The organism is Prevotella sp. DNF00663 (assembly GCF_001553265.1).
Classification (GTDB): Bacteria; Bacteroidota; Bacteroidia; order Bacteroidales; family Bacteroidaceae; genus Prevotella.
Genome location: NZ_KQ960659.1, coordinates 1 through 18,765 on the forward strand (window position 1 = coordinate 1; position 18,765 = coordinate 18,765).

Here is an 18,765-nt window from a genome sequence, read left to right on the forward strand (position 1 = left end):
CTAAAGCTTTTCTTATCCCGAACTCGCGTATTTTTATATGTGGGTTGCACATCGGGCTGCTTACAAATCGTAAGTGAATCATCTATTCCGTCGTTAAATTCCAAATTATCGACAAGAGCGACTGGCTGAGTCGTAGCTTTCATCATTTTCTTCACTCGACGTTTCATCGCCCCGCGCAAAACCTCATAGGGAATATCACTCAAAAAACTATCAGCACCATTATTATAGAACACTTCGAACACAGCCGAATGCTCGCCACTCAGTGCCGGCCCCAGCACCGATGAAGCCTCGATCTCACCTTGAAGCGAAGTCCGAGCGCCATGCGACAGATATCGCAACAGTGTTGAATAGTTATAAGAATCGTTCATCAATGCGCCCAAATCCATCATATCACTCTCTTCCATCACCTCGTGTGCAGTCATATCGTAAGTAATGAAGCGAATCCTACTTTCAGCTTTCTGCGATGAGAGTGCCTCTGGCTGACAATCATATTCTACACGGAACGAGATAAAACGTTCGGGTGAGAAACCTAGCTGTTGCACTTTACAACGCACATAACAAAATTTCCGGTCATCGGGAAGCGAATCCAACTGCCCTACTACCGGCTGCCCTAATCGATTCAGGAAAGCCTTTCTGCTCTGTTCTACGCTTCCTGCATATTGTCCAAAAGCTATCCTGCAAAGTTTGGCTTGCAACGAATCGGCTCGCTCACCATTGAGCAAACGCGGCCATTCCAATTCCATATCCACCACGTTCATCTCTTGTCCATGTCTAAGAAACATGTGTTGGCGATCGTAACTTATCAAATATCGGGTAGCAGAGTTTTGAGAGAATGTGGCAACTGCGAATAAAAGTAGCCCACACACCATGGCAATTCGCTTCATTTATCTATCTATTTCCAAGTTATTTATCCAGTTCCATATTACCCGTAAAGCCTATCCTGTCGCGTTGACGGGCATAAGCCATTATCGACGCGCTGCCATTGTCAAACACTGACAACACATATTGCAATTGGTCTTCCTTATTATCCGTATCAATCACAATCTCTTTCAGCCCCCTTTTCACCTCTCGTTCGGTATATCCCACAATCTGAGCTACAAAGTTAAGTCCCTTCCCTCCACCATAAGGTATGTTGTAAGCACGCCCAAAATAAGGCAGATAAGAATGAAGCGTATCCCCCTTGACCGTTAAGCTATATCCGAAATCCAATCGGCGACTCGGTCCCACGGCCGGCTGCATATAGTCCACCGTAATGGTATAATGGCGATCGTTCAAAGCCTGTTCCACCTGCTGTGCCGTGCGCTGTCGCAACACCACCTTCTCTTCCGCAGTCCTTGGCGTACCGCACGAAACCAACAACATCGCCACAAAGGTCATCAAATATAATTTCTTCATCATACGTATATCATTTTAAATTTAACAATTTGTGGGTCTTCCGTGACTCCATAAGGACAAATTAAGCACATCCATACGTATCATTCTCACATCTATACCCACTCCCACAAAGATATATATTAATGTTTATAACAACAAAAAATCGCCTCGATCTTTACATCTGATAAAACAATAAAAATTAAAAACAATGTGGCACTATATATATCACCCAGCAGCCAATAATTACTTAACCTTTAACTTCATCGACTTTCATTTACAAGCACTTCACCTCTCACTCCACTATTCTTCACTCTCAAACTACTGCTACGGCTCCGCAACATCCTTGCTTCGGCTCTACAACATCGCTGCCGAGTTCATGCAACAAGCTTGAAAAGTCCCTGCAACACACTTAGAGTGAAGAGTTAGGAGTGGAAAGTGGGGATTTACAACTTTCATTATGATATGAAATATATAGCAAAAAACTAATGAGCAAGCTGATAGTGGGAAGTTAATTGCAAGATTTACAAGTAAGAATGAATACAGTTGATAACCATAATTTGATTGCGAACACAATATGTAATACTCCTACAGATTCTTATTAAGGGTAAGCTGTTATGACCTAGGAATGAAAAATTAGGAAGATAAAAAAGAAAAAGGGACTGTCAGACAGTCCCTTTTTACTTAAAATGAAGTCGGGATTACTGGACTCGAACCAGCGACCTCGCGCCCCCCAGACGTGTGCGCTACCAACTGCGCTAAATCCCGAACTCTTATTTGTGACTGCAAAGGTATGAATTAGTATAGACATCTGCAAATTTACACGCCACTTTTTCTATGCTTTTTTGATTTCAGCCACCGACTTCCACTATGCCAACACGAAAAAGCAGCAGTTTATTTTGTGTTTCATGGTTTTTCGTTTACCTTTGTATTTACATTATATATAAATAGGTAGATGAAGAATAATATATTTTTATGGCTATGTTCAGGACTTCTTTTATTGGCCTCTTGTACTAAGGACGACGTCGTGGCAACCCCTAAAACCGGCGAGCCGACAACCACCAAACAAGACGACGACAAAGCAACCATCACAGATACTTATACATATCAACTGCCCATTATCTTCCACGTGTTTTATCAAGACGCTACCAACATGACGCAACATGTGAAGGCCGAGCGATTGAAGACAATGGTGGGCTATCTCAATGAATTATATAAGGGCGGTGTTTACGGTTCGAGTAGTGCCGTCAACGTAAATTTCCAACTGGCTCAGAAAGACGAGAAAGGCAACTTACTCAGTACCCCCGGTGTGGAATATATCCAATGGACAGGCGAGTATCCCATCGACTTCCAGAAGTTTATGTCGGCTAAAAGTAACGTACAATATCTGTGGGAACCGAACGATTACATCAATATCATGGTCTATCCATTCAAGACCGACGACGGCGAACAAAAGAGCGGAACACTCGGTATCAGCCATCTGCCCCTCATGCCAAAGGCTCTGACCGACTCGCTGGAGGGCTTGAGTCGCGTGGACTATACGTCGTTGAGCAAGAAAAATCTTAGTTATCCCTTCTGTACATCTATCAATAGCGATTATATCTACGACGAATCCACGCGCTATACGGCTGCCGACAAGGGCGCCAAAGGGTATCAATTTTCATCGGTAGACGTCAATGTGACGCTAGCACACGAACTAGGTCACTACTTGGGACTACACCATGTGTTCACCGAAAACGACACAGCGACATTAGATAGTTGCGCCGATACCGACTATTGCAAAGACACTCCAAGCTACAACCGAGTGGAATACGAGAAACAATTGAAGGACTATTTAGCCACACTCAATGGCCAACAGTTCGACCTTTATAAGATGTTGGAACGCCAACCGTGTACAGGTGCACCGTTCCGAGCATCTAATTTCATGGACTACGATTTGAATCTAGGCTTTCAATTCACCGACAATCAGGTGAAACGCATGCGCACCGTGCTCTACTACGGATTACTGATTCCCGGCCCCAAAAAGCCATTAAACAAGGTTCGGGGCATCATTGCACCCCCTGAGGGCGTCGTCAATCTGCCTATGAAACTTCGTAAATAATCCGAAAGAATCATATCCTAACACATGATATACGACATTATCGCTCCGCAACAATTGCAGGCCAACATCACGCCTCCGGCTTCTAAGAGCATCAGCAACCGCGCGCTGATTATCCATGCATTGTCAGGAGGCAACATATTACCGGATAATTTATCCGACTGTGACGACACCGATGTCATCTTACGCATTATCGATGATCTGCCGGAAACCGTGGATATCAAGGCCGCTGGAACAGCTATGCGCTTCATGACGGCCTATCTAAGCGTCATGGAGGGTGAGCATTCCATTACCGGAACAGAACGCATGAAGCACCGTCCCATCAGTGTACTGGTCGATGCACTGCGCTATCTAGGTGCCGACATCACTTATGAAGGTGAAGAAGGATTCCCACCACTCCGCATCAAGGGCCATACCTTAGAAGGCGGACAGCTCGAAATACCGGGCGATATCAGTTCGCAATACATTTCGGCACTACTCATGATAGGACCGGTATTGGCTCGTGGACTTGAATTACGCATGACCGGCGAGATTGTATCGCGCCCTTATATCGACCTGACATTGTGCACAATGCGCGAGTTTGGAGCCGAAGCCGACTGGTCGGACGTGGACACTGTCACCGTCAAACCACATCCCTATACACAAAAGCCTTACCGTATTGAGAGCGATTGGAGCGCTGCCTCGTATTGGTATGAGATGATGGCACTCACGAAAGACACCGAGGCGGTCGTCAACTTAACTGGTCTGATGGATGCAAGCAAGCAAGGTGATTCTGTGGTAAAATACATATTCTCGCTCATGGGCGTGAAAACTACTTTTGAATCGACCCAACAAGGCGAATTGACAACAGTCAAATTATCACATCATCGCTGCATGTTGCCCCGACTTGATTACGATTTTACAGGATCTCCAGACCTTGCCCAAACGGTCGTTGTGACCTGTGTGCTCATGGGAATCCACTTCCATTTCACGGGATTAGCAAGTCTGAAGATTAAGGAGACCGACCGCATTGAAGCCCTCAAACAAGAACTTCGCAAGTTGGGCTACGCCATTCAATCGCATAACGACAGCGAATTGTCGTGGGAAGGTGAACGATGTGAACCAACATTCGAACCGATAGACACCTACGAAGACCACCGTATGGCCTTGGCATTTGCCCCTGCCGCCCTCGTTTTAGAGCATATCAAGATTCGCAACCCGGAGGTTGTCAGCAAGTCGTACCCGCATTATTGGGACGATTTACAAGTTGCCGGATTCCGCATTATCAAACAAGATTAACGATTATGATATATCTCATACTCATTCTTATAGCCCTAGGAGTGTTCACAGCACTGCTGGGAATCATCTCTTCCCATCGTGGTGGAGGCGACGACATCGTACATCCGGCCACGGCAAGTTGTGCCACTTGCACTGGCGATAATGATATGTGCGAACAAGATTGCATGCTCGAAGCTGCAACGAAAGATATAGAATACTTCGACGATGAGGAACTCGATGCCTATCACGACCGTCCTTCCAACCAGTATTCTGACACAGAAGCCGATGAGTTTTCGGAGATTATGTACACCATGAAACCCGAAGAAGTGAAGGCATGGAACCGTAGTCTCATCCTCAGAGGCATCAATATGCCCGACCAAATCAAGGATGAATTCATAGCATTAGCCGAATAATGGATATTCTCAGTTATAGTTTCTTCCAGAATGCACTGCTCGGTAGTCTGCTGGCGAGCATTCTTTGCGGATTCGTAGGAACGTATATCGTGACACGCCGGCTGGTATTTATCAGTGGGGGAATTACCCATGCGTCGTTTGGCGGAGTCGGACTGGGCGTGTATTTAGGTATCAACCCGATACTCTCGGCCATGATTTTCTCGGTTTTAAGTGCCTGTGGTGTACAATGGATGTCGCACCAAGGCGATACTAGAGAGGATTCAGCCATAGCCGTCTTTTGGACCTTTGGCATGAGTGTGGGTATCATCTGCAGCTTCCTAACGCCCGGTTTCATGCCCGACTTATCTTCTTTCCTCTTCGGAAGTATCCTCACCATCGACACGCCCGACCTGTGGTTACTCGGCTTGCTCACCCTTTTGACCATCGCAATATTTACCATTTTCTACCGACAGATACTCACTGTTTCGTTCGATTCTTATTTTGCGCGGTCGCAAAAGCTACCTGTCGATTTCATCGAATACATGATGATGATACTCATTGCCATGACCATCGTCGCCACATTGCGCATGGTCGGCATCGTATTGGCGATTAGTTTACTCACCATTCCGCAAATGACTGCCAATCTATTCACCTTCAATTTCAAGCGCATCGTGGCTCTCAGCATCCTCTTCGGATGGATAGATTGCTTGTTGGGACTGACACTTTCCTATAGTCTCAACGTACCATCGGGCGCTTCCATCATCTTTATGAGCATCATCATTCTTGTCATCATGAAAGTATTTGTAACACTTCGGTCGAAGTGGATTGTCCAACAAGCCCTCTCACAAAGCTGAAAACAAGTTGCCGACATATCGCCCTTACCCTGCCTATGATGGCATTTATGATCTTGGCAGGTTGCTCCACGCAGCATAATACTGCCAAGTCGAGATGGTGGCATGCTTTCAATACACGCTACAATGTGTATTACAACGGTAGCCAAGCCTACATAGACGGCTCTTTGGAAAAAGAGAATGGCAACGTAGACAACTTCACCGAGCTCATTCCTCTCTATCCTGTTAGCAACAAGAATAGTCGCGAACTGGGCAAAATGAACTTCGACAGAGCCATCGAAAAGAGCAAGAAAGCCATCCATCTGCATAGCATCAAGCGCCGACCGGAGTGGAATCCGGGACGTCATAAGACTGCTAAAGATATTGAATGGTTGAGTCGTCGCGAATACAATCCGTTTCTTTGGAAGGCTTGGATGCTCATGGGGCGTGCCCAATTCCATGAAGGTGCGTTCGACGATGCAGCTTCCACATTCGTTTATATGAGTCGCCTCTATCGCTCGCAACCCGCCATTTACGGAAAAGCACGGGCTTGGTTGGCCAAGGCCTACATTGAAGAAGGGTGGCTATACGATGCTGAAGACGTCATTCGCAACATACAACGCGACTCTATTCATTGGACAGCCCAAAAGGAATGGGACTATACCTACACCGATTACTACATCCATACGGGGGAATACGACAAGGCTATTCCCTACTTACAACGGGTGATTCGCCATGAGATGCGGCGCAAGCAACGGGCTAGAGAGTGGTATCTGCTAGGTCAACTATTGGAACTTCAGGGCAATAAAGCGGAGGCCTTAAAGGCTTATCAGCACGTAATCCGACTAAATCCGCCATACAATTTGGAGTTCAATGCACGCATATCAATGACGAAGGTAATGTCCGAAGGCCCGTCGGACAAAATGATTTCGTACCTCAAGCACATGGCCTCATCGCCCAACAATGCCGAATATCTCGACCAAATATACTATGCCATCGGCAACATTTACCTTACACGGCGCGACACCTTGCACGCTATTGACGCCTACGAACAAGGCAACGAAAAGGCTAAACGCAGCGGAATAGAGAAAGGAGTGCTCCTTTTGAGATTAGGAGACTTGTATTGGAACCGCGAGAAATTTGCTGATGCCCAGCGTTGTTACAACGAGGCTTTGGGCTTACTCGACCAAGATCGCAAGGATTATAAGCAACTATCAGAACGCACCAAGGTCCTAGACGAGTTGGTACCCCATACCAATGCCGTAGAATTACAGGATTCCTTGCAACGTTTGGCACTCATGTCCGATACCGATCGAAACAAGATTATCGACCAAATCATCAGCGATTTGAAGAAGAAAGAGCGTAAAGAACGTGACATGCAGGCTGAAATGGCCAGACAACAAAGTGGTGGTCAAACCGAATCGGGTCCAATCTCAACACCCCAAACACGACCTACAACTCCACAAAACAGCAAATGGTATTTCTACAATCCGATGGCTGTGGCACAGGGAAAAGAGACTTTCCAACGCCTATGGGGCAAGCGCGACAACGTAAACAACTGGCAACGCATCAACAAAACTGTTGTGCATGCCGACGGAAACACCAATACTTTACCTGCTGATTCTACACTCCAAAGGCAGGAATACCACACTCAAACACACCAAAATGCCGACAGTGCAGCTGCCGATCCGCACACTCGTGCTTATTATCTCGCCCAAATTCCATTATCCGCAGAGCAGTTAGCAGCTAGCAATAAGCTGTTGGCCGACGGTCTTTTCGGCTCCGGTGTCATCTTTAAAGATAAGATGGACCACCTATCTCTAAGCGAACGCACCCTCATCAGGCTCATTACGCATTTTCCAAAGTTTGAGAAAATGGACGAAGCCTACTATCATCTCTTCTTACTTTATTCTCGATTAGGACGTAAAGACCGCGCCCAAACCTACTTGGAGCTGTTGAAACACAACCATTCCAAAAGTGAATGGACGCGCCTCATAGCCGATCCAAACTTCGAAGAGAATGCTCGACAAGGCGAACAATTGGAAGATTCGCTCTATACAGCCACTTATAACGCCTTCCGTAACAACCGTTACAACGAAGTCAGCAACAATATTTCCATCTCCGACAGGCGTTTCCCCACTGGAGCCAATCGCGACAAATTCCTCTTCATCGGAGCACTTAACAAACTCAACAACGGCCATCTCGACGAGTGCCTACGCGACCTGAATATGCTCGTAGAGAAATATCCGGAGAGTCAGCTCAGCACCATGGCCGGCATGATTATCAACGGTGTGAAGGCAGGCAGGCAGGTTAGAAGCGGCCATTTCGACATGAGTGACATGTGGAATCGCCGCAGCGTGGTGCTCAACGAAAGCGACACAACACAGATACAAGGCTTCTCGACCGAGCGAAATACCCCATTCGTCTTCATGATGGTGTATCATCCTGACTCCATAAAGGAGAATCAATTACTCTTTGAACTGGCAAAATACAACTTCACCAACTATCTGGTACGCAACTTTGACATCAAGATTGAAGATGCCGACGGCCTTCGTCGTATGATGGTAACAGGCTTCCGAAACTTCGATGAAGCTTTACAATATGCTCGACAACTGCGCCAACAAGAGCATATCAACGCACTAAAAGGCAACGCACATCCTGTTATCATCAGCGACATCAATCTTCCCTTACTCGGTACACAGTTCAGTTATGCCGACTATGAAGCCTTCTATGCGAAACATTTCGCCCGGCTCAAAGTGTCGCTCTATCAACTCTTGACCGAGCCGATAGAGATAACAACAGACAAACAGCAGCCAGCCGCACCAAAAACAGAGGAAGAAATAGACCGCATACTCGATCAAAGCGACGACATCAACAATGGTATTTTCATCCCATTAGAAGATGAGAAACCTAAAACACAAGTTCCCAATACGGGCACAACGATTCCGCTTGAACCTGTTAAACCAACACAGCAGCCATCCAAGGGAGGCATCACCATCCCGATAGGTCAACCCGTAAAGCAACCAACGGTCGACAAAAACGCGCTACCAACAGTGAAACCCAAACCACTCCCCCAGCCTGCCAAACCTCGAAAAGAGAATACTGGCATCTACTTCGACAATGGTTTGCCGAAGACAGAGAGTAAGAAAAAGGGTACACAAGAGAACGAAAAAGATAAGAAAAAGTCCAAGCCGCTAGACTTGGAAGACGAATATTACGACTTAGATGGATTCTAGAATATGAGCAATGGATTGTTACTTTGGGTGGACGACGAGATAGAATTGCTACGCGCCCACATTCTCTTCCTCACCAAGAAAGGCTACGAAGTAGAGACCACCAACAACGGCAGCGACGCCATAGACATGGTTTCGCAACGCACTTACGACCTTATCTTACTCGATGAGATGATGCCCGGTCTCTCCGGATTGGAGACTTTGCAGCGCATCAAGGAGATTTCGCCGGCCACACCGGTTGTTATGGTGACGCGAAGTGAAGAAGAGAATATCATGGAACAGGCTATCGGGAAAAAGATAGCCGACTATCTCATCAAGCCGGTGAATCCCAATCAGATACTCCTATCACTCAAAAAGAACATCCATAGTCGCGAGATTGTAAGCGAAGTAACACAGACCGGCTACCAACAAAACTTCCAACAGATTTCCATGCAAATGCAAGACTGTCGTACACACGATGATTGGACAACACTTTATCGCCGACTGGTGCACTGGGAATTGGAACTAAGCCACGCCGACAGTGCCATGACCGACATGCTACGTATACAGAAAGACGAGGCCAATCAGGGCTATGCCAAATACGTCAAACAGCATTATATGGACTGGATGGAGCAATTAGCACAGGCTCGCAAGACGGGACAACAGGCCACAGACAGACCTCTGATGAGCCCCGACATTTTCAAACACAGTGTATTTCCACCGCTCGACCAAGGCGAAAAAGTGTATCTCGTGGTCATAGACAACTTTCGTTACGACCAATGGCGTACTATCATGTCCGATCTCAGCGACCAGTTTGAAATCAGCGAAGACCTCTATCAATCCATCCTACCCACTGCTACTCAATACGCACGTAACGCTATTTTCAGTGGATTGATGCCTGCCGAAATAGCTCAAATGTACCCGGAACTGTGGGTAGATGAGGAAGAAGACGAGGGAAAAAACCTGAAAGAAGACGAGTTGATAGCCACACAAATAGCGCGTTTTCGCCGTCGTGACACGTTCAGCTACCATAAAATCAATGACTCAGACGGTGCAAAAGACTTCATGAGTCATCTCAACGAACTAGAAAACTACGATCTAAACGTAGTTGTTGTGAACTTTATCGACATGCTATCCCATGCTCGTACCGAGTCGCGTATGGTACGCGAACTTGCCAAAGACGAAAGTGCCTACCGCTCCATCACACGAAGTTGGTTCAGACACTCGGTGCTGGCTGACCTCTTCAAGCACCTTGCCGGGCAGTCATGTCGCGTCATCGTTACCACCGATCACGGTAGTATACGTGCCCAAAAGCCAGTAAAAATCATCGGCGACCGCAACACCAACACCAATCTGCGGTATAAGTTGGGACGCAATCTAGCCTACGACGACCGACAACTGTTCGTCATTAAAGAGCCACGCAAGGCTCTATTGCCTTCACCCAACATCAGTACGAGTTACGTATTTGCTACAGGCGACGACTTCTTTGCCTATCCCAACAATTACAACTATTACGTGTCGTACTACAAAGACACGTTCCAACATGGTGGCATCTCTATGGAAGAGATGCTCATACCGTTGGTAACACTCACTCCACGCAAACGTTAATTCCTTGATACATGCAAGAACAACTATTATTATACTTGACACGTGGTATCGCTTTCATACTTGGTATAATTGCTGTTACCGTGATGATAAAGCGATTCATCAACAATTGGCGCTCTGTACGTCCATTGGCTTTAGGGCGCAATATCAACACGCCTGTCACATGTTACTACCCGGACAACTTGACAAAATTTCTATATCGTGTATTCTTTGACCCTCAAGATATCAATTTTACTTCTTATTATACAGCCATAGGACTGATAACTCTCTCCCCCGCCGAGTTTTTTAGTATCATGATAACTGTTAGCTTCATGCTGCTAGTCATGATATATAAATTAGGGAAACTCATTGTACACTATCGCCGGTTAAGCTCTAAGATACCCGCAGTGGAATTATCTGCCGAGGGTATCAGACTCATTACCACCCTAAACGATGCTGCTGTATGCTATATGGAAGATAGTTGGAGCAATGTAAAGCGGGTATTCCTATATCGCCATTACGCCAAGATTATAACCAAGAAGCGTACATATTATGCTTTTCATGATACCCACGACCTTGATGTCAGAGACAAAATAGCCATGCACTTCAAACGCAATAGAGATGAACTCGTGTTTGAAAAGTCCGTTCAGCCATCTTCACCCAATCTATTATTGACCGTGCTATGCTTTGTTATTGGACCCATTCTCAGTATTCCACTCTATATTATCTACAATAGAGAAGATACGAAAAGTGCGCGAATATATCTTATCGCGAGTTTAATTCTCCCAATAATTGTTAGTATATTTTACTGTGTCAGTACTTCTTAGCAATGAAACAACAAATTAAAATCACAGAATATGAAAATTAAAATCGACTCATTAGACAACATCCACGAGGCTGCCAAACAATTTATCGAGCACATGGGCGAAGGTAAAGTATTCGCTTTCTACGGTAAGATGGGTGCCGGAAAAACCACATTCATCAAAGCTATATGCGAAGAGATGGGCGTGGAAGACGTCATTACATCACCCACTTTCGCCATTGTCAACGAATATCGGTCGAACACAACCGAAGAAATTATCTACCATTTCGACTTCTATCGCATCAAGAAACTGGAAGAAGTCTACGACATGGGATATGAAGATTACTTCTATAGTGGAGCCCTCTGTTTCTTGGAATGGCCCGAACTCATCGAGGAAATACTTCCCGGCGATGCCACGAAGGTGACTATCACGACCGAAGAAGACGGTTCTAGGAGCGTGGAGTTTTAACCTCTCCCCCGTCCCCTCTCCCAAGGGGACGGGGGAGATAAAGTATCTCTTCGCAAGACAACTATTGGGAAAGATGAATACATTCTGCAACTAAATAACATGCCGACAAGTACTCCACCGTAAGCAACAATACCTTAACTTCTAACCCATAGATTCCCCACTCCTCACTCATAACCCCTCACTCATAACTCATCATTCCTCACTTATCACTCCCAAATCGTCTACTTGTCAACCTGTCAACTTATCTACTACCAGACTGCATCGTTCCGGCAACATTGCTGCCTCAACTTTGCAGCATCGCTGAACAGGCTTAACAGTAATGCTGCCACAACCTTGCAGCCAATTAAGTTTGTAAGTTTTTGATTTTAGGAGTTCTTGAGTCATAAGACAAAACCGCAGACTATATAGGGCGAGCTCTATTCTCTCCTCATATCAACACTTCCTCTTATTTTCCCCAAAACGTGCCGACGAAATTGACGGAACCATATTTATCGGTAATAACATAGGCAAACGGATGGTCACAATAGAACTTTACTTGATCCGGCCGAGGATTTTCTACCGTGGCACTCAACACAGCTATCTCGGCAGTTGTGACAGATTGTGCTTCCGTCTTCTTCTCTGCCACAATTAACTTCGACTTTTGTTTCACCTCCTTTATATAGAGTGGTACCTGACCTTCAGTCATCTTAGAGAAGTCAGCTGCCGCTCCAAAAGCAATTCCAAGCCCCATTGACACCAGATAATCATTGAGTGTATAAGACGTCTCCAATGCCATGCGCGGCAAAGCCAACTCAACCTGTGCCATTTTGTGCATATTCTTCTGTAACAATCCCCATGACTTTGTATCCAATTGACGAACGACTTTTGCCAACACTACACCCTCTTTGGGCAGTAATACATACATGTGATAACCGGCCGTATAGGGTATTTGCAAGATTCGGAAGTCACCGGCATCGTAGTATAATAACTGACGCAGCGTATTATGCATCATCTGTACCTCAGCAATCTTCTGTTCGCCATCAAAGAAAGGGGCATCGGGTTCTGTATCAGCAGCATCGAATGGATACTTCCAAAAACCGTGGAAACGAACTTCGGAAGTCAATGTGATATTCTGCTTCTCAACACTTCGCATGCTCGCAAAATAATACTTTGTTGCATTTTCTTTAAATGCGGGCGATAGAACGAGACCATCCGGCACGTCTATCGTATTGGCAACCTCTGCAAACGACCACTTTGGTTCCTGTTTGCCATGCCCCCTATAAGCTTGACTCAACATCATTTCATGCTGCAAGACACGCATCTGTAGTGAGTTGTCAAAGCCCAATACCCGCTCAAATGCCTTACGCGTATCTCCGACCGCACCATCATTGATGATACTAAGGGCATAGGTGAGCCCCTGCGGAGAAAGGAAAACAGACTTCTTCGATGTCTTATTAAACAGTTGTTTGAAGAGTTGAAAGGCCATTCGATTGTTCGTTTGCTGCACCAACGCACTGTCTTTAGCCGACGGTGCACGCGAGTCAAGAAAGTCTTGAGCAACCTTGTCAAGTCGCATATTTAGCACTGTGACACTGTCTTTATCTACCTTTTGAGTACTCATCTTTGGCTTGCAACCAATTGTCAATAGGCAACTAAGGCTCGCAAACCCAAACATAGACATGATAAACTTCATTCTTTTCATACAAAATACTGTTTTGATTACATCGCAAATATACGAAAAAGCCCAGCAAACCATAGGTTTACCGGGCATAATATCTGTTAATACGATTTACTTAACTAGAATGACAAGATACTTACTTGTACTCCAGAAGAGATTAGGATTCGTGATACGTAACACGTATTGCTTATTAGCATCCGTGGTCAAAGTGTAACTGCTAGACGGATGAGTGGTCATAACCTTAGCCGACTTGCTATACAGTTTGATGGTGTTGTCTACACGAATATCAATCTTAGTGAAGTAACTCTTGTTGAAATTGGCCTGTAATACCTTACCATCATCGAGAATACGCTGCTCTTTCAACTCTTTCTTCGTACCGAAAACATACCAAGCCGTGTTGAGTTGCTTGTCTTGTGCGCTGATGGTCTGGCTCTTAGAATTACTCTCAGAAGCCAAGTTGTTCACATTCGTATTAAGGTTATTGATGGTCTCATCAAGCTCTGAGATGTGAATATCCTTTGCATCGAGTTCGGCTCTAAGCTGTTGCAACTGTTGATCTTTCTCATCCAACTGCTTCACCAAATTCTCTATTGTACTCTGCATCTGCGTACCCTGCATACTACTTTGACTCACCTGATTACGCAATTTAGCAATGAGTTCGCGGTTACGCTTCATAGTCTGAGAGATAAACTGGATGTTCTCACGAATCTGTTGAGATTTGTTAGCACCCTCACCATCCTTGACAATGCTGACTCTATTTTCTGCCTCATTGATTTCGCGGAATCCTTCCTGAATCTCATTCAGCGTTGCCATCATATCATTCACCTCATCATCTTTCTGAGCAATGATTCTCTGAAGTGAATCGGTTTGTGCCATATCGGCGAGACCCGACTGCGGTTTACCCTGTTTGCACCCCGTCAGCGTCAACATAAATGCGCCTGCTACTAACAACAAAAACTGTTTCATATTATTTATTCCTTTGTTTTTTTATTTGCTTTTGCATCTGCTCCAGCCAATACTATCACGATTTCACCTCGTGGTTCTGTAACTGTGAAATGCTCTATTACCTCTTTTAAAGAGCCACGTACGTGCTCTTCGTGTACTTTGGATATTTCTCGTGCCACACTCACCTGTCGCTCTTCACCGAAGAACTCTGCGAATTGCTGTAACGTCTTGAGCAATCGATAGGGCGATTCATAGAACACCATCGTACGCGTCTCGGCCTGTAATGAGAGTAAACGTGTCTGCCTACCTTTCTTCTGCGGTAGAAATCCTTCAAAACAGAAGCGGTCGCAAGGCAATCCCGATGACACGATAGCCGGTATACAAGCCGTTGGCCCGGGAAGCGTTTGTACCTCTATGCCGGCATTAGCAGCCTCGCGAGCCAAATAAAATCCGGGGTCGCTGATGCCCGGTGTGCCCGCATCGCTAATGAGAGCCACGTTTTGCCCAGTCTTGAGTCGCTCTACAATTCCATCGGCTGTGCCATGCTCGTTGAACTTATGATGTGACATGAGTCGATTCTTGATGTCGAAATGCTTCAACAAAATGCCCGACGTACGCGTGTCTTCGGCAAGAATGAGATCGACCTCTTTCAAGATTCTGATCGCACGCATTGTCATATCTTCCAAGTTTCCTACAGGCGTAGGCACAATGTACAATATACCCATACTGGTCACAAATGTAGTTAAATAATCTATTACCGCAAAAAAAGCCACTGTTTCTTTGCAATTTTTAAAACGTCTTCGTAATTTTGCGTCTATATGACAAACAATATGATAGTGGAATCACACCGTCCCGGACGCATAGAAGTGGTGTGCGGTTCCATGTTCTCAGGTAAAACAGAGGAACTCATCCGTCGCATGAGACGAGCTAACTTTGCCCATCAAAGAGTAGAAATATTCAAACCTGCGATGGACACGAGATATTCTGAAGAGGACGTAGTGAGCCATGATAAAAACGTAATCAAGTCTACTCCCATCGAATCTTCGGGTTCGATACTGCTATTGGCAGAGGATATTGACGTGGTAGGTATCGACGAAGCGCAATTCTTGGACGATGGTTTGGTCAATGTTTGCAACCAATTGGCTAATCGAGGAGTGCGAGTTATCGTAGCCGGACTGGACATGGATTATCAAGGAATACCTTTCGGACCGATTCCAGCTCTATGTGCCATTGCCGATGAAGTGACCAAAGTGCACGCCATCTGTGTAAAGTGTGGAGCCTTGGCTTACGTCAGTCATAGACTGGTGAAGAGCGATAAGCGCGTCATGCTGGGCGAGCAAGAGAAGTACGAACCGCTATGTCGTGACTGCTATCAGAAAGCTTTGGAAGAAGAAGTATCAATATAAACTGAATGAGAAAGGAGATAACATTCGACAAATTCATCCGGTGGACAGGCACAGGACTGCTCATCATCGGTGTGCTCTACATGGTTAACTACCTCAGTAGTGTACTACTGCCATTCTTTATTGCATGGCTTTTCGCCTATTTATTATATCCACTGGTTAAGTTTTTCCAGTATAAATTGCACGTCAAAGTACGTGCATTAGCCATTCTACTGACCATGCTTGTGGTGCTGTTGGTTATCGGTCTCTTAGTCTATATGATTATTCCGCCCATGATTGAACAGTTTAATAAACTGGGAGATTTTATCAGTCTTTGGGCACATAAGACGGCACACACCAACAATCTCACCAATTATATATCGCATTGGGTGCAGGAAAATCAAGAAGCGATAGAGACATTTTTCAAGAGTAGCGACTTCACGGAAACTCTAAAGACGGCTATGCCCAAGGTTTTCTCGCTTGTAGGACAAACAGCTAGCATCTTGATTAGCATCATAGCCTCGCTCATCGCCCTGCTCTACATGTTCTTCATCCTCATGGATTACGAATATCTGACGACCAACTGGATTCGTATATTTCCGGAGAAGAATCGTCCTTTCTGGCAATCATTGAGCGAAGACGTAGCTCGTGAACTCAACAATTATATCCGTGGCCAAGGCATGGTAGCTCTCTGTATGGGCATTATGTTCTGCATAGGATTCACCATTTTAGACTTCCCCATGGCCATCGGTCTAGGTATTCTTATAGGAATCCTCGACCTAGTACCCTATTTACATACCTTCGCACTCATCCCTACTGCCTTTTTAGCCATGCTGAAAGCAGCTGATACCGGACAGAATTTTTGGGTCATCTTCGGCCTTGCCATAGGATTATTCTGCCTCGTTCAAGTGATCACCGATATGATAGTAACACCCAAAATCATGGGTAAGGCAATGGGACTCAATCCTGCTATCCTGCTTCTCTCCCTCTCTATTTGGGGTGCTATCCTCGGTTTTATCGGATTAATTATAGCCCTACCTCTCACTACCCTACTTATAGCCTACTGGCAACGATACGTAACAAAGGAAGAAGGAAGACTTGAAGACGCAGGTATATCGTTAAAAGATGTAAAAGAGAATAAATAGTTTAACTTCTATTTTCTCTTCTCAACAAAATTAACTACCTTTGCACACGCTTTTAAGGACTATCAAGTCTTGATCCGCTAGCTCAGCTGGTAGAGCACAACACTTTTAATGTTGGGGTCATGGGTTCGAGCCCCATGCGGATCACAAAGCACGAAAAAGGGGATTCTTCACGAATCCCCTTTTTACGTTTGATACATAGACACTTGTGTTTCAAATTCGTTAGTTTATAGGATTATCATACATCTCACAAACCTTGATGTGCCTTTCCTGACTTTGATGGATATAAAAATAATAACTTTATCATATCCGACAACCCTTAAAAGTGCGTTTCCTTTCAGTAATTATCTAACCATACTTTCATCATATCCTCGTACTTTCTCAATCTCTGGCATCTCTTGAGCAGCATCAAAATCAGCTTTGTGCCGACTATAATAGTCCTCATCCGGTGTACAAGTAACTATATAATAATCCACATTTCCTCTATCAACATCTTTCCCTAGACCAATGAGCGAACCATCCTCGCATAACATCATGGGCAAACCTTTTGATAAAAGGCGTACTTCGACCACTCTATTCATATTCCAATGCAAAGAACCCAATTTATCAAACCCACTTTGATCCGGCGCGAAAAACACTTTCTTGTATGTACAAACCAAACACCACCAACGACTGCTGGCAGAAAGAATAACAGCCTTACCATAATGTTTGTCATCATAGACATATTCTACTTTATCAAAAACAAAAGGCAAAGAGGCAAATCGATTGAAATCTCTCCAATACTCTTCCTCGGTGATACGTTCATATAAGCAGTCTTGCCGAATCATGTTTTTTATCATCCCGGCAGCATCAGCATGTTGTACAATATAAGCATACGAAAATTCCGTTTTGAAAGCATGCTCTATGACGTTTCCTTTTTGGTATATATAAGTCTTGAAATCATAATCATTGAAACGCAAGAATGATTTTATTCCAAACAAATGATATTTGTTTATCAACTCACGAATAACCGTCAATGTGCCCCCTATCACTTCCTCGCCATCATTTATTGGCACCATAACCGTGACAGAAAGAGAATGGGAATGTTGTAAACATAAAGCCTGTGCATCAAACTTGTAATGTATCTTTAGCTCATCCCATCCTTTTACAAGGCTGTCATAAATTTCTTCAAAATCGTTTTTCCAATGCTTTCGCTTCAAAGGCTGCATGACAGAGAAAACCACCTGACTCCGTTTTATTCCTTTACCTATCAGTTCAAACGAACAGTTTATAGAATCAATCGTATATTCTTTTCTTGTTTCGTTATGGCCTATCCGCTCACCGGCCAAGTTTTCTATCAACCTTACGAATTTAAATTTCGGTGCATACTCCATCCAGAGAATCAGTCCACCAACAAACAAAGCGACGATACCCGGACCTATACCACCAATAGATATAAAGTAAAAGCAGACACTCACCTTTAATATAAATGAGATGATATAGAACAGTCGGCGAAATACTGAAGACATATATGGTATTGCATTTATATTTATAATATCAGAAGTATATGCAAAGATAGCAAAAGAAAAATAATCAAAATGATTCTATCATCACCTTTTTAGGAATGTACAGCTGAAAAGACCAT

At 44.7% G+C, this 18,765-nt stretch carries 16 protein-coding genes and 2 tRNA genes; 11 read left to right on the forward strand and 7 right to left on the reverse strand.

Features of this window, described 5'->3' with window-relative positions:
* The 3 genes from HMPREF3034_RS10265 to HMPREF3034_RS10275 all read right to left on the reverse strand — a co-directional run.
* Positions 1–884 (reverse strand): hypothetical protein (locus HMPREF3034_RS10265; protein WP_156431108.1); only part of this gene is annotated, 884 nt, incomplete at its 3' end.
* 19 nt (positions 885–903) lie between these two features.
* On the reverse strand, positions 904–1,398 hold the full coding sequence (locus tag HMPREF3034_RS10270; protein WP_052052805.1) for a DUF4251 domain-containing protein: 495 nt from the start codon (positions 1,396–1,398) through the stop codon (positions 904–906).
* A gap of 668 nt (positions 1,399–2,066) precedes the next feature.
* A tRNA-Pro gene (locus tag HMPREF3034_RS10275) sits at positions 2,067–2,139 on the reverse strand.
* A gap of 187 nt (positions 2,140–2,326) precedes the next feature.
* On the opposite strand from HMPREF3034_RS10275, the gene HMPREF3034_RS10280 reads away from it, so the two are divergent.
* From HMPREF3034_RS10280 to tsaE, 8 genes are read left to right on the forward strand one after another with little or no spacing between them, the layout of a single operon-like run.
* Complete coding sequence (locus HMPREF3034_RS10280) at positions 2,327–3,472, forward strand: zinc-dependent metalloproteinase lipoprotein (RefSeq protein WP_062435348.1); 1,146 nt, start codon at positions 2,327–2,329, stop codon at positions 3,470–3,472.
* A 24-nt stretch (positions 3,473–3,496) separates the two neighbouring features.
* On the forward strand, positions 3,497–4,747 hold the full coding sequence (locus tag HMPREF3034_RS10285; protein WP_062435350.1) for a 3-phosphoshikimate 1-carboxyvinyltransferase: 1,251 nt from the start codon (positions 3,497–3,499) through the stop codon (positions 4,745–4,747).
* A 5-nt stretch (positions 4,748–4,752) separates the two neighbouring features.
* On the forward strand, positions 4,753–5,139 hold the full coding sequence (locus HMPREF3034_RS10290) for a hypothetical protein (protein ID WP_062435353.1): 387 nt from the start codon (positions 4,753–4,755) through the stop codon (positions 5,137–5,139).
* Positions 5,139–5,972, forward strand: coding sequence for a metal ABC transporter permease (locus tag HMPREF3034_RS10295; RefSeq protein WP_036896697.1), 834 nt, complete (start codon positions 5,139–5,141; stop codon positions 5,970–5,972). Before HMPREF3034_RS10290 ends, HMPREF3034_RS10295 begins: the two co-directional genes overlap by 1 nt.
* A gap of 35 nt (positions 5,973–6,007) precedes the next feature.
* The gene (locus tag HMPREF3034_RS10300; RefSeq protein WP_369796376.1) at positions 6,008–9,184 is read left to right on the forward strand and encodes a type IX secretion system periplasmic lipoprotein PorW/SprE; all 3,177 of its coding nucleotides are present in this window, start codon (positions 6,008–6,010) and stop codon (positions 9,182–9,184) included.
* A 3-nt stretch (positions 9,185–9,187) separates the two neighbouring features.
* On the forward strand, positions 9,188–10,768 hold the full coding sequence (locus HMPREF3034_RS10305) for a T9SS response regulator signal transducer PorX (protein ID WP_062435355.1): 1,581 nt from the start codon (positions 9,188–9,190) through the stop codon (positions 10,766–10,768).
* Positions 10,769–10,779: 11 nt separating this feature from the next.
* The gene (locus HMPREF3034_RS10310; protein WP_062435357.1) at positions 10,780–11,571 is read left to right on the forward strand and encodes a hypothetical protein; all 792 of its coding nucleotides are present in this window, start codon (positions 10,780–10,782) and stop codon (positions 11,569–11,571) included.
* 30 nt (positions 11,572–11,601) lie between these two features.
* Positions 11,602–12,015 carry a tRNA (adenosine(37)-N6)-threonylcarbamoyltransferase complex ATPase subunit type 1 TsaE gene (gene tsaE / locus HMPREF3034_RS10315; protein ID WP_036896700.1) on the forward strand — a complete coding sequence of 138 codons (414 nt, stop codon included), beginning with the start codon at positions 11,602–11,604 and terminating at the stop codon, positions 12,013–12,015.
* Between the two features lie 445 nt (positions 12,016–12,460).
* On the opposite strand, the gene HMPREF3034_RS10320 is transcribed toward tsaE, so the two are convergent.
* The 3 genes from HMPREF3034_RS10320 to rsmI all read right to left on the reverse strand — a co-directional run bounded on the left by HMPREF3034_RS10320 (position 12,461) and on the right by rsmI (position 15,342).
* Positions 12,461–13,696, reverse strand: a complete 1,236-nt coding sequence (locus HMPREF3034_RS10320; protein ID WP_197421761.1) for a serpin family protein — start codon at positions 13,694–13,696, stop codon at positions 12,461–12,463.
* Positions 13,697–13,783: 87 nt separating this feature from the next.
* Positions 13,784–14,638, reverse strand: a complete 855-nt coding sequence (locus HMPREF3034_RS10325) for a Cbp1 family collagen-binding glycoprotein adhesin (protein WP_036896701.1) — start codon at positions 14,636–14,638, stop codon at positions 13,784–13,786.
* Positions 14,639–14,643: 5 nt separating this feature from the next.
* Positions 14,644–15,342: a 16S rRNA (cytidine(1402)-2'-O)-methyltransferase gene (rsmI, locus tag HMPREF3034_RS10330; protein ID WP_062435362.1), complete on the reverse strand. Its 699-nt coding sequence runs from the start codon at positions 15,340–15,342 to the stop codon at positions 14,644–14,646.
* A gap of 93 nt (positions 15,343–15,435) precedes the next feature.
* Between rsmI and HMPREF3034_RS10335 the strand changes: the two genes are divergently transcribed.
* From HMPREF3034_RS10335 to HMPREF3034_RS10345, 3 genes are all read left to right on the forward strand, one after another.
* Positions 15,436–16,023: a thymidine kinase gene (locus tag HMPREF3034_RS10335; RefSeq protein WP_036896703.1), complete on the forward strand. Its 588-nt coding sequence runs from the start codon at positions 15,436–15,438 to the stop codon at positions 16,021–16,023.
* 5 nt (positions 16,024–16,028) lie between these two features.
* Positions 16,029–17,144, forward strand: a complete 1,116-nt coding sequence (locus HMPREF3034_RS10340; RefSeq protein WP_036896704.1) for an AI-2E family transporter — start codon at positions 16,029–16,031, stop codon at positions 17,142–17,144.
* Positions 17,145–17,215: 71 nt separating this feature from the next.
* Positions 17,216–17,288 (forward strand) — tRNA-Lys (locus HMPREF3034_RS10345).
* 197 nt (positions 17,289–17,485) lie between these two features.
* On the opposite strand, the gene HMPREF3034_RS10350 is transcribed toward HMPREF3034_RS10345, so the two are convergent.
* Complete coding sequence (locus HMPREF3034_RS10350) at positions 17,486–18,649, reverse strand: hypothetical protein (RefSeq protein WP_062435365.1); 1,164 nt, start codon at positions 18,647–18,649, stop codon at positions 17,486–17,488.
* Positions 18,650–18,765: the final 116 nt, after the last annotated feature.

Coding starts and splice junctions, on each gene's coding strand:
- rsmI (WP_062435362.1), bottom strand. CDS start 15,342: ATGGGTATATTGTACATTGTGCCTACGCCTGTAGGAAACTTGGAAGAT.
- HMPREF3034_RS10290 (WP_062435353.1), top strand. CDS start 4,753: ATGATATATCTCATACTCATTCTTATAGCCCTAGGAGTGTTCACAGCA.
- HMPREF3034_RS10305 (WP_062435355.1), top strand. CDS start 9,188: ATGAGCAATGGATTGTTACTTTGGGTGGACGACGAGATAGAATTGCTA.
- HMPREF3034_RS10325 (WP_036896701.1), bottom strand. CDS start 14,638: ATGAAACAGTTTTTGTTGTTAGTAGCAGGCGCATTTATGTTGACGCTG.
- HMPREF3034_RS10350 (WP_062435365.1), bottom strand. CDS start 18,649: ATGTCTTCAGTATTTCGCCGACTGTTCTATATCATCTCATTTATATTA.
- HMPREF3034_RS10270 (WP_052052805.1), bottom strand. CDS start 1,398: ATGATGAAGAAATTATATTTGATGACCTTTGTGGCGATGTTGTTGGTT.
- HMPREF3034_RS10280 (WP_062435348.1), top strand. CDS start 2,327: ATGAAGAATAATATATTTTTATGGCTATGTTCAGGACTTCTTTTATTG.
- HMPREF3034_RS10300 (WP_369796376.1), top strand. CDS start 6,008: ATGATGGCATTTATGATCTTGGCAGGTTGCTCCACGCAGCATAATACT.
- HMPREF3034_RS10320 (WP_197421761.1), bottom strand. CDS start 13,696: ATGAAAAGAATGAAGTTTATCATGTCTATGTTTGGGTTTGCGAGCCTT.
- HMPREF3034_RS10295 (WP_036896697.1), top strand. CDS start 5,139: ATGGATATTCTCAGTTATAGTTTCTTCCAGAATGCACTGCTCGGTAGT.
- HMPREF3034_RS10340 (WP_036896704.1), top strand. CDS start 16,029: ATGAGAAAGGAGATAACATTCGACAAATTCATCCGGTGGACAGGCACA.
- HMPREF3034_RS10310 (WP_062435357.1), top strand. CDS start 10,780: ATGCAAGAACAACTATTATTATACTTGACACGTGGTATCGCTTTCATA.
- HMPREF3034_RS10285 (WP_062435350.1), top strand. CDS start 3,497: ATGATATACGACATTATCGCTCCGCAACAATTGCAGGCCAACATCACG.
- tsaE (WP_036896700.1), top strand. CDS start 11,602: ATGAAAATTAAAATCGACTCATTAGACAACATCCACGAGGCTGCCAAA.
- HMPREF3034_RS10335 (WP_036896703.1), top strand. CDS start 15,436: ATGACAAACAATATGATAGTGGAATCACACCGTCCCGGACGCATAGAA.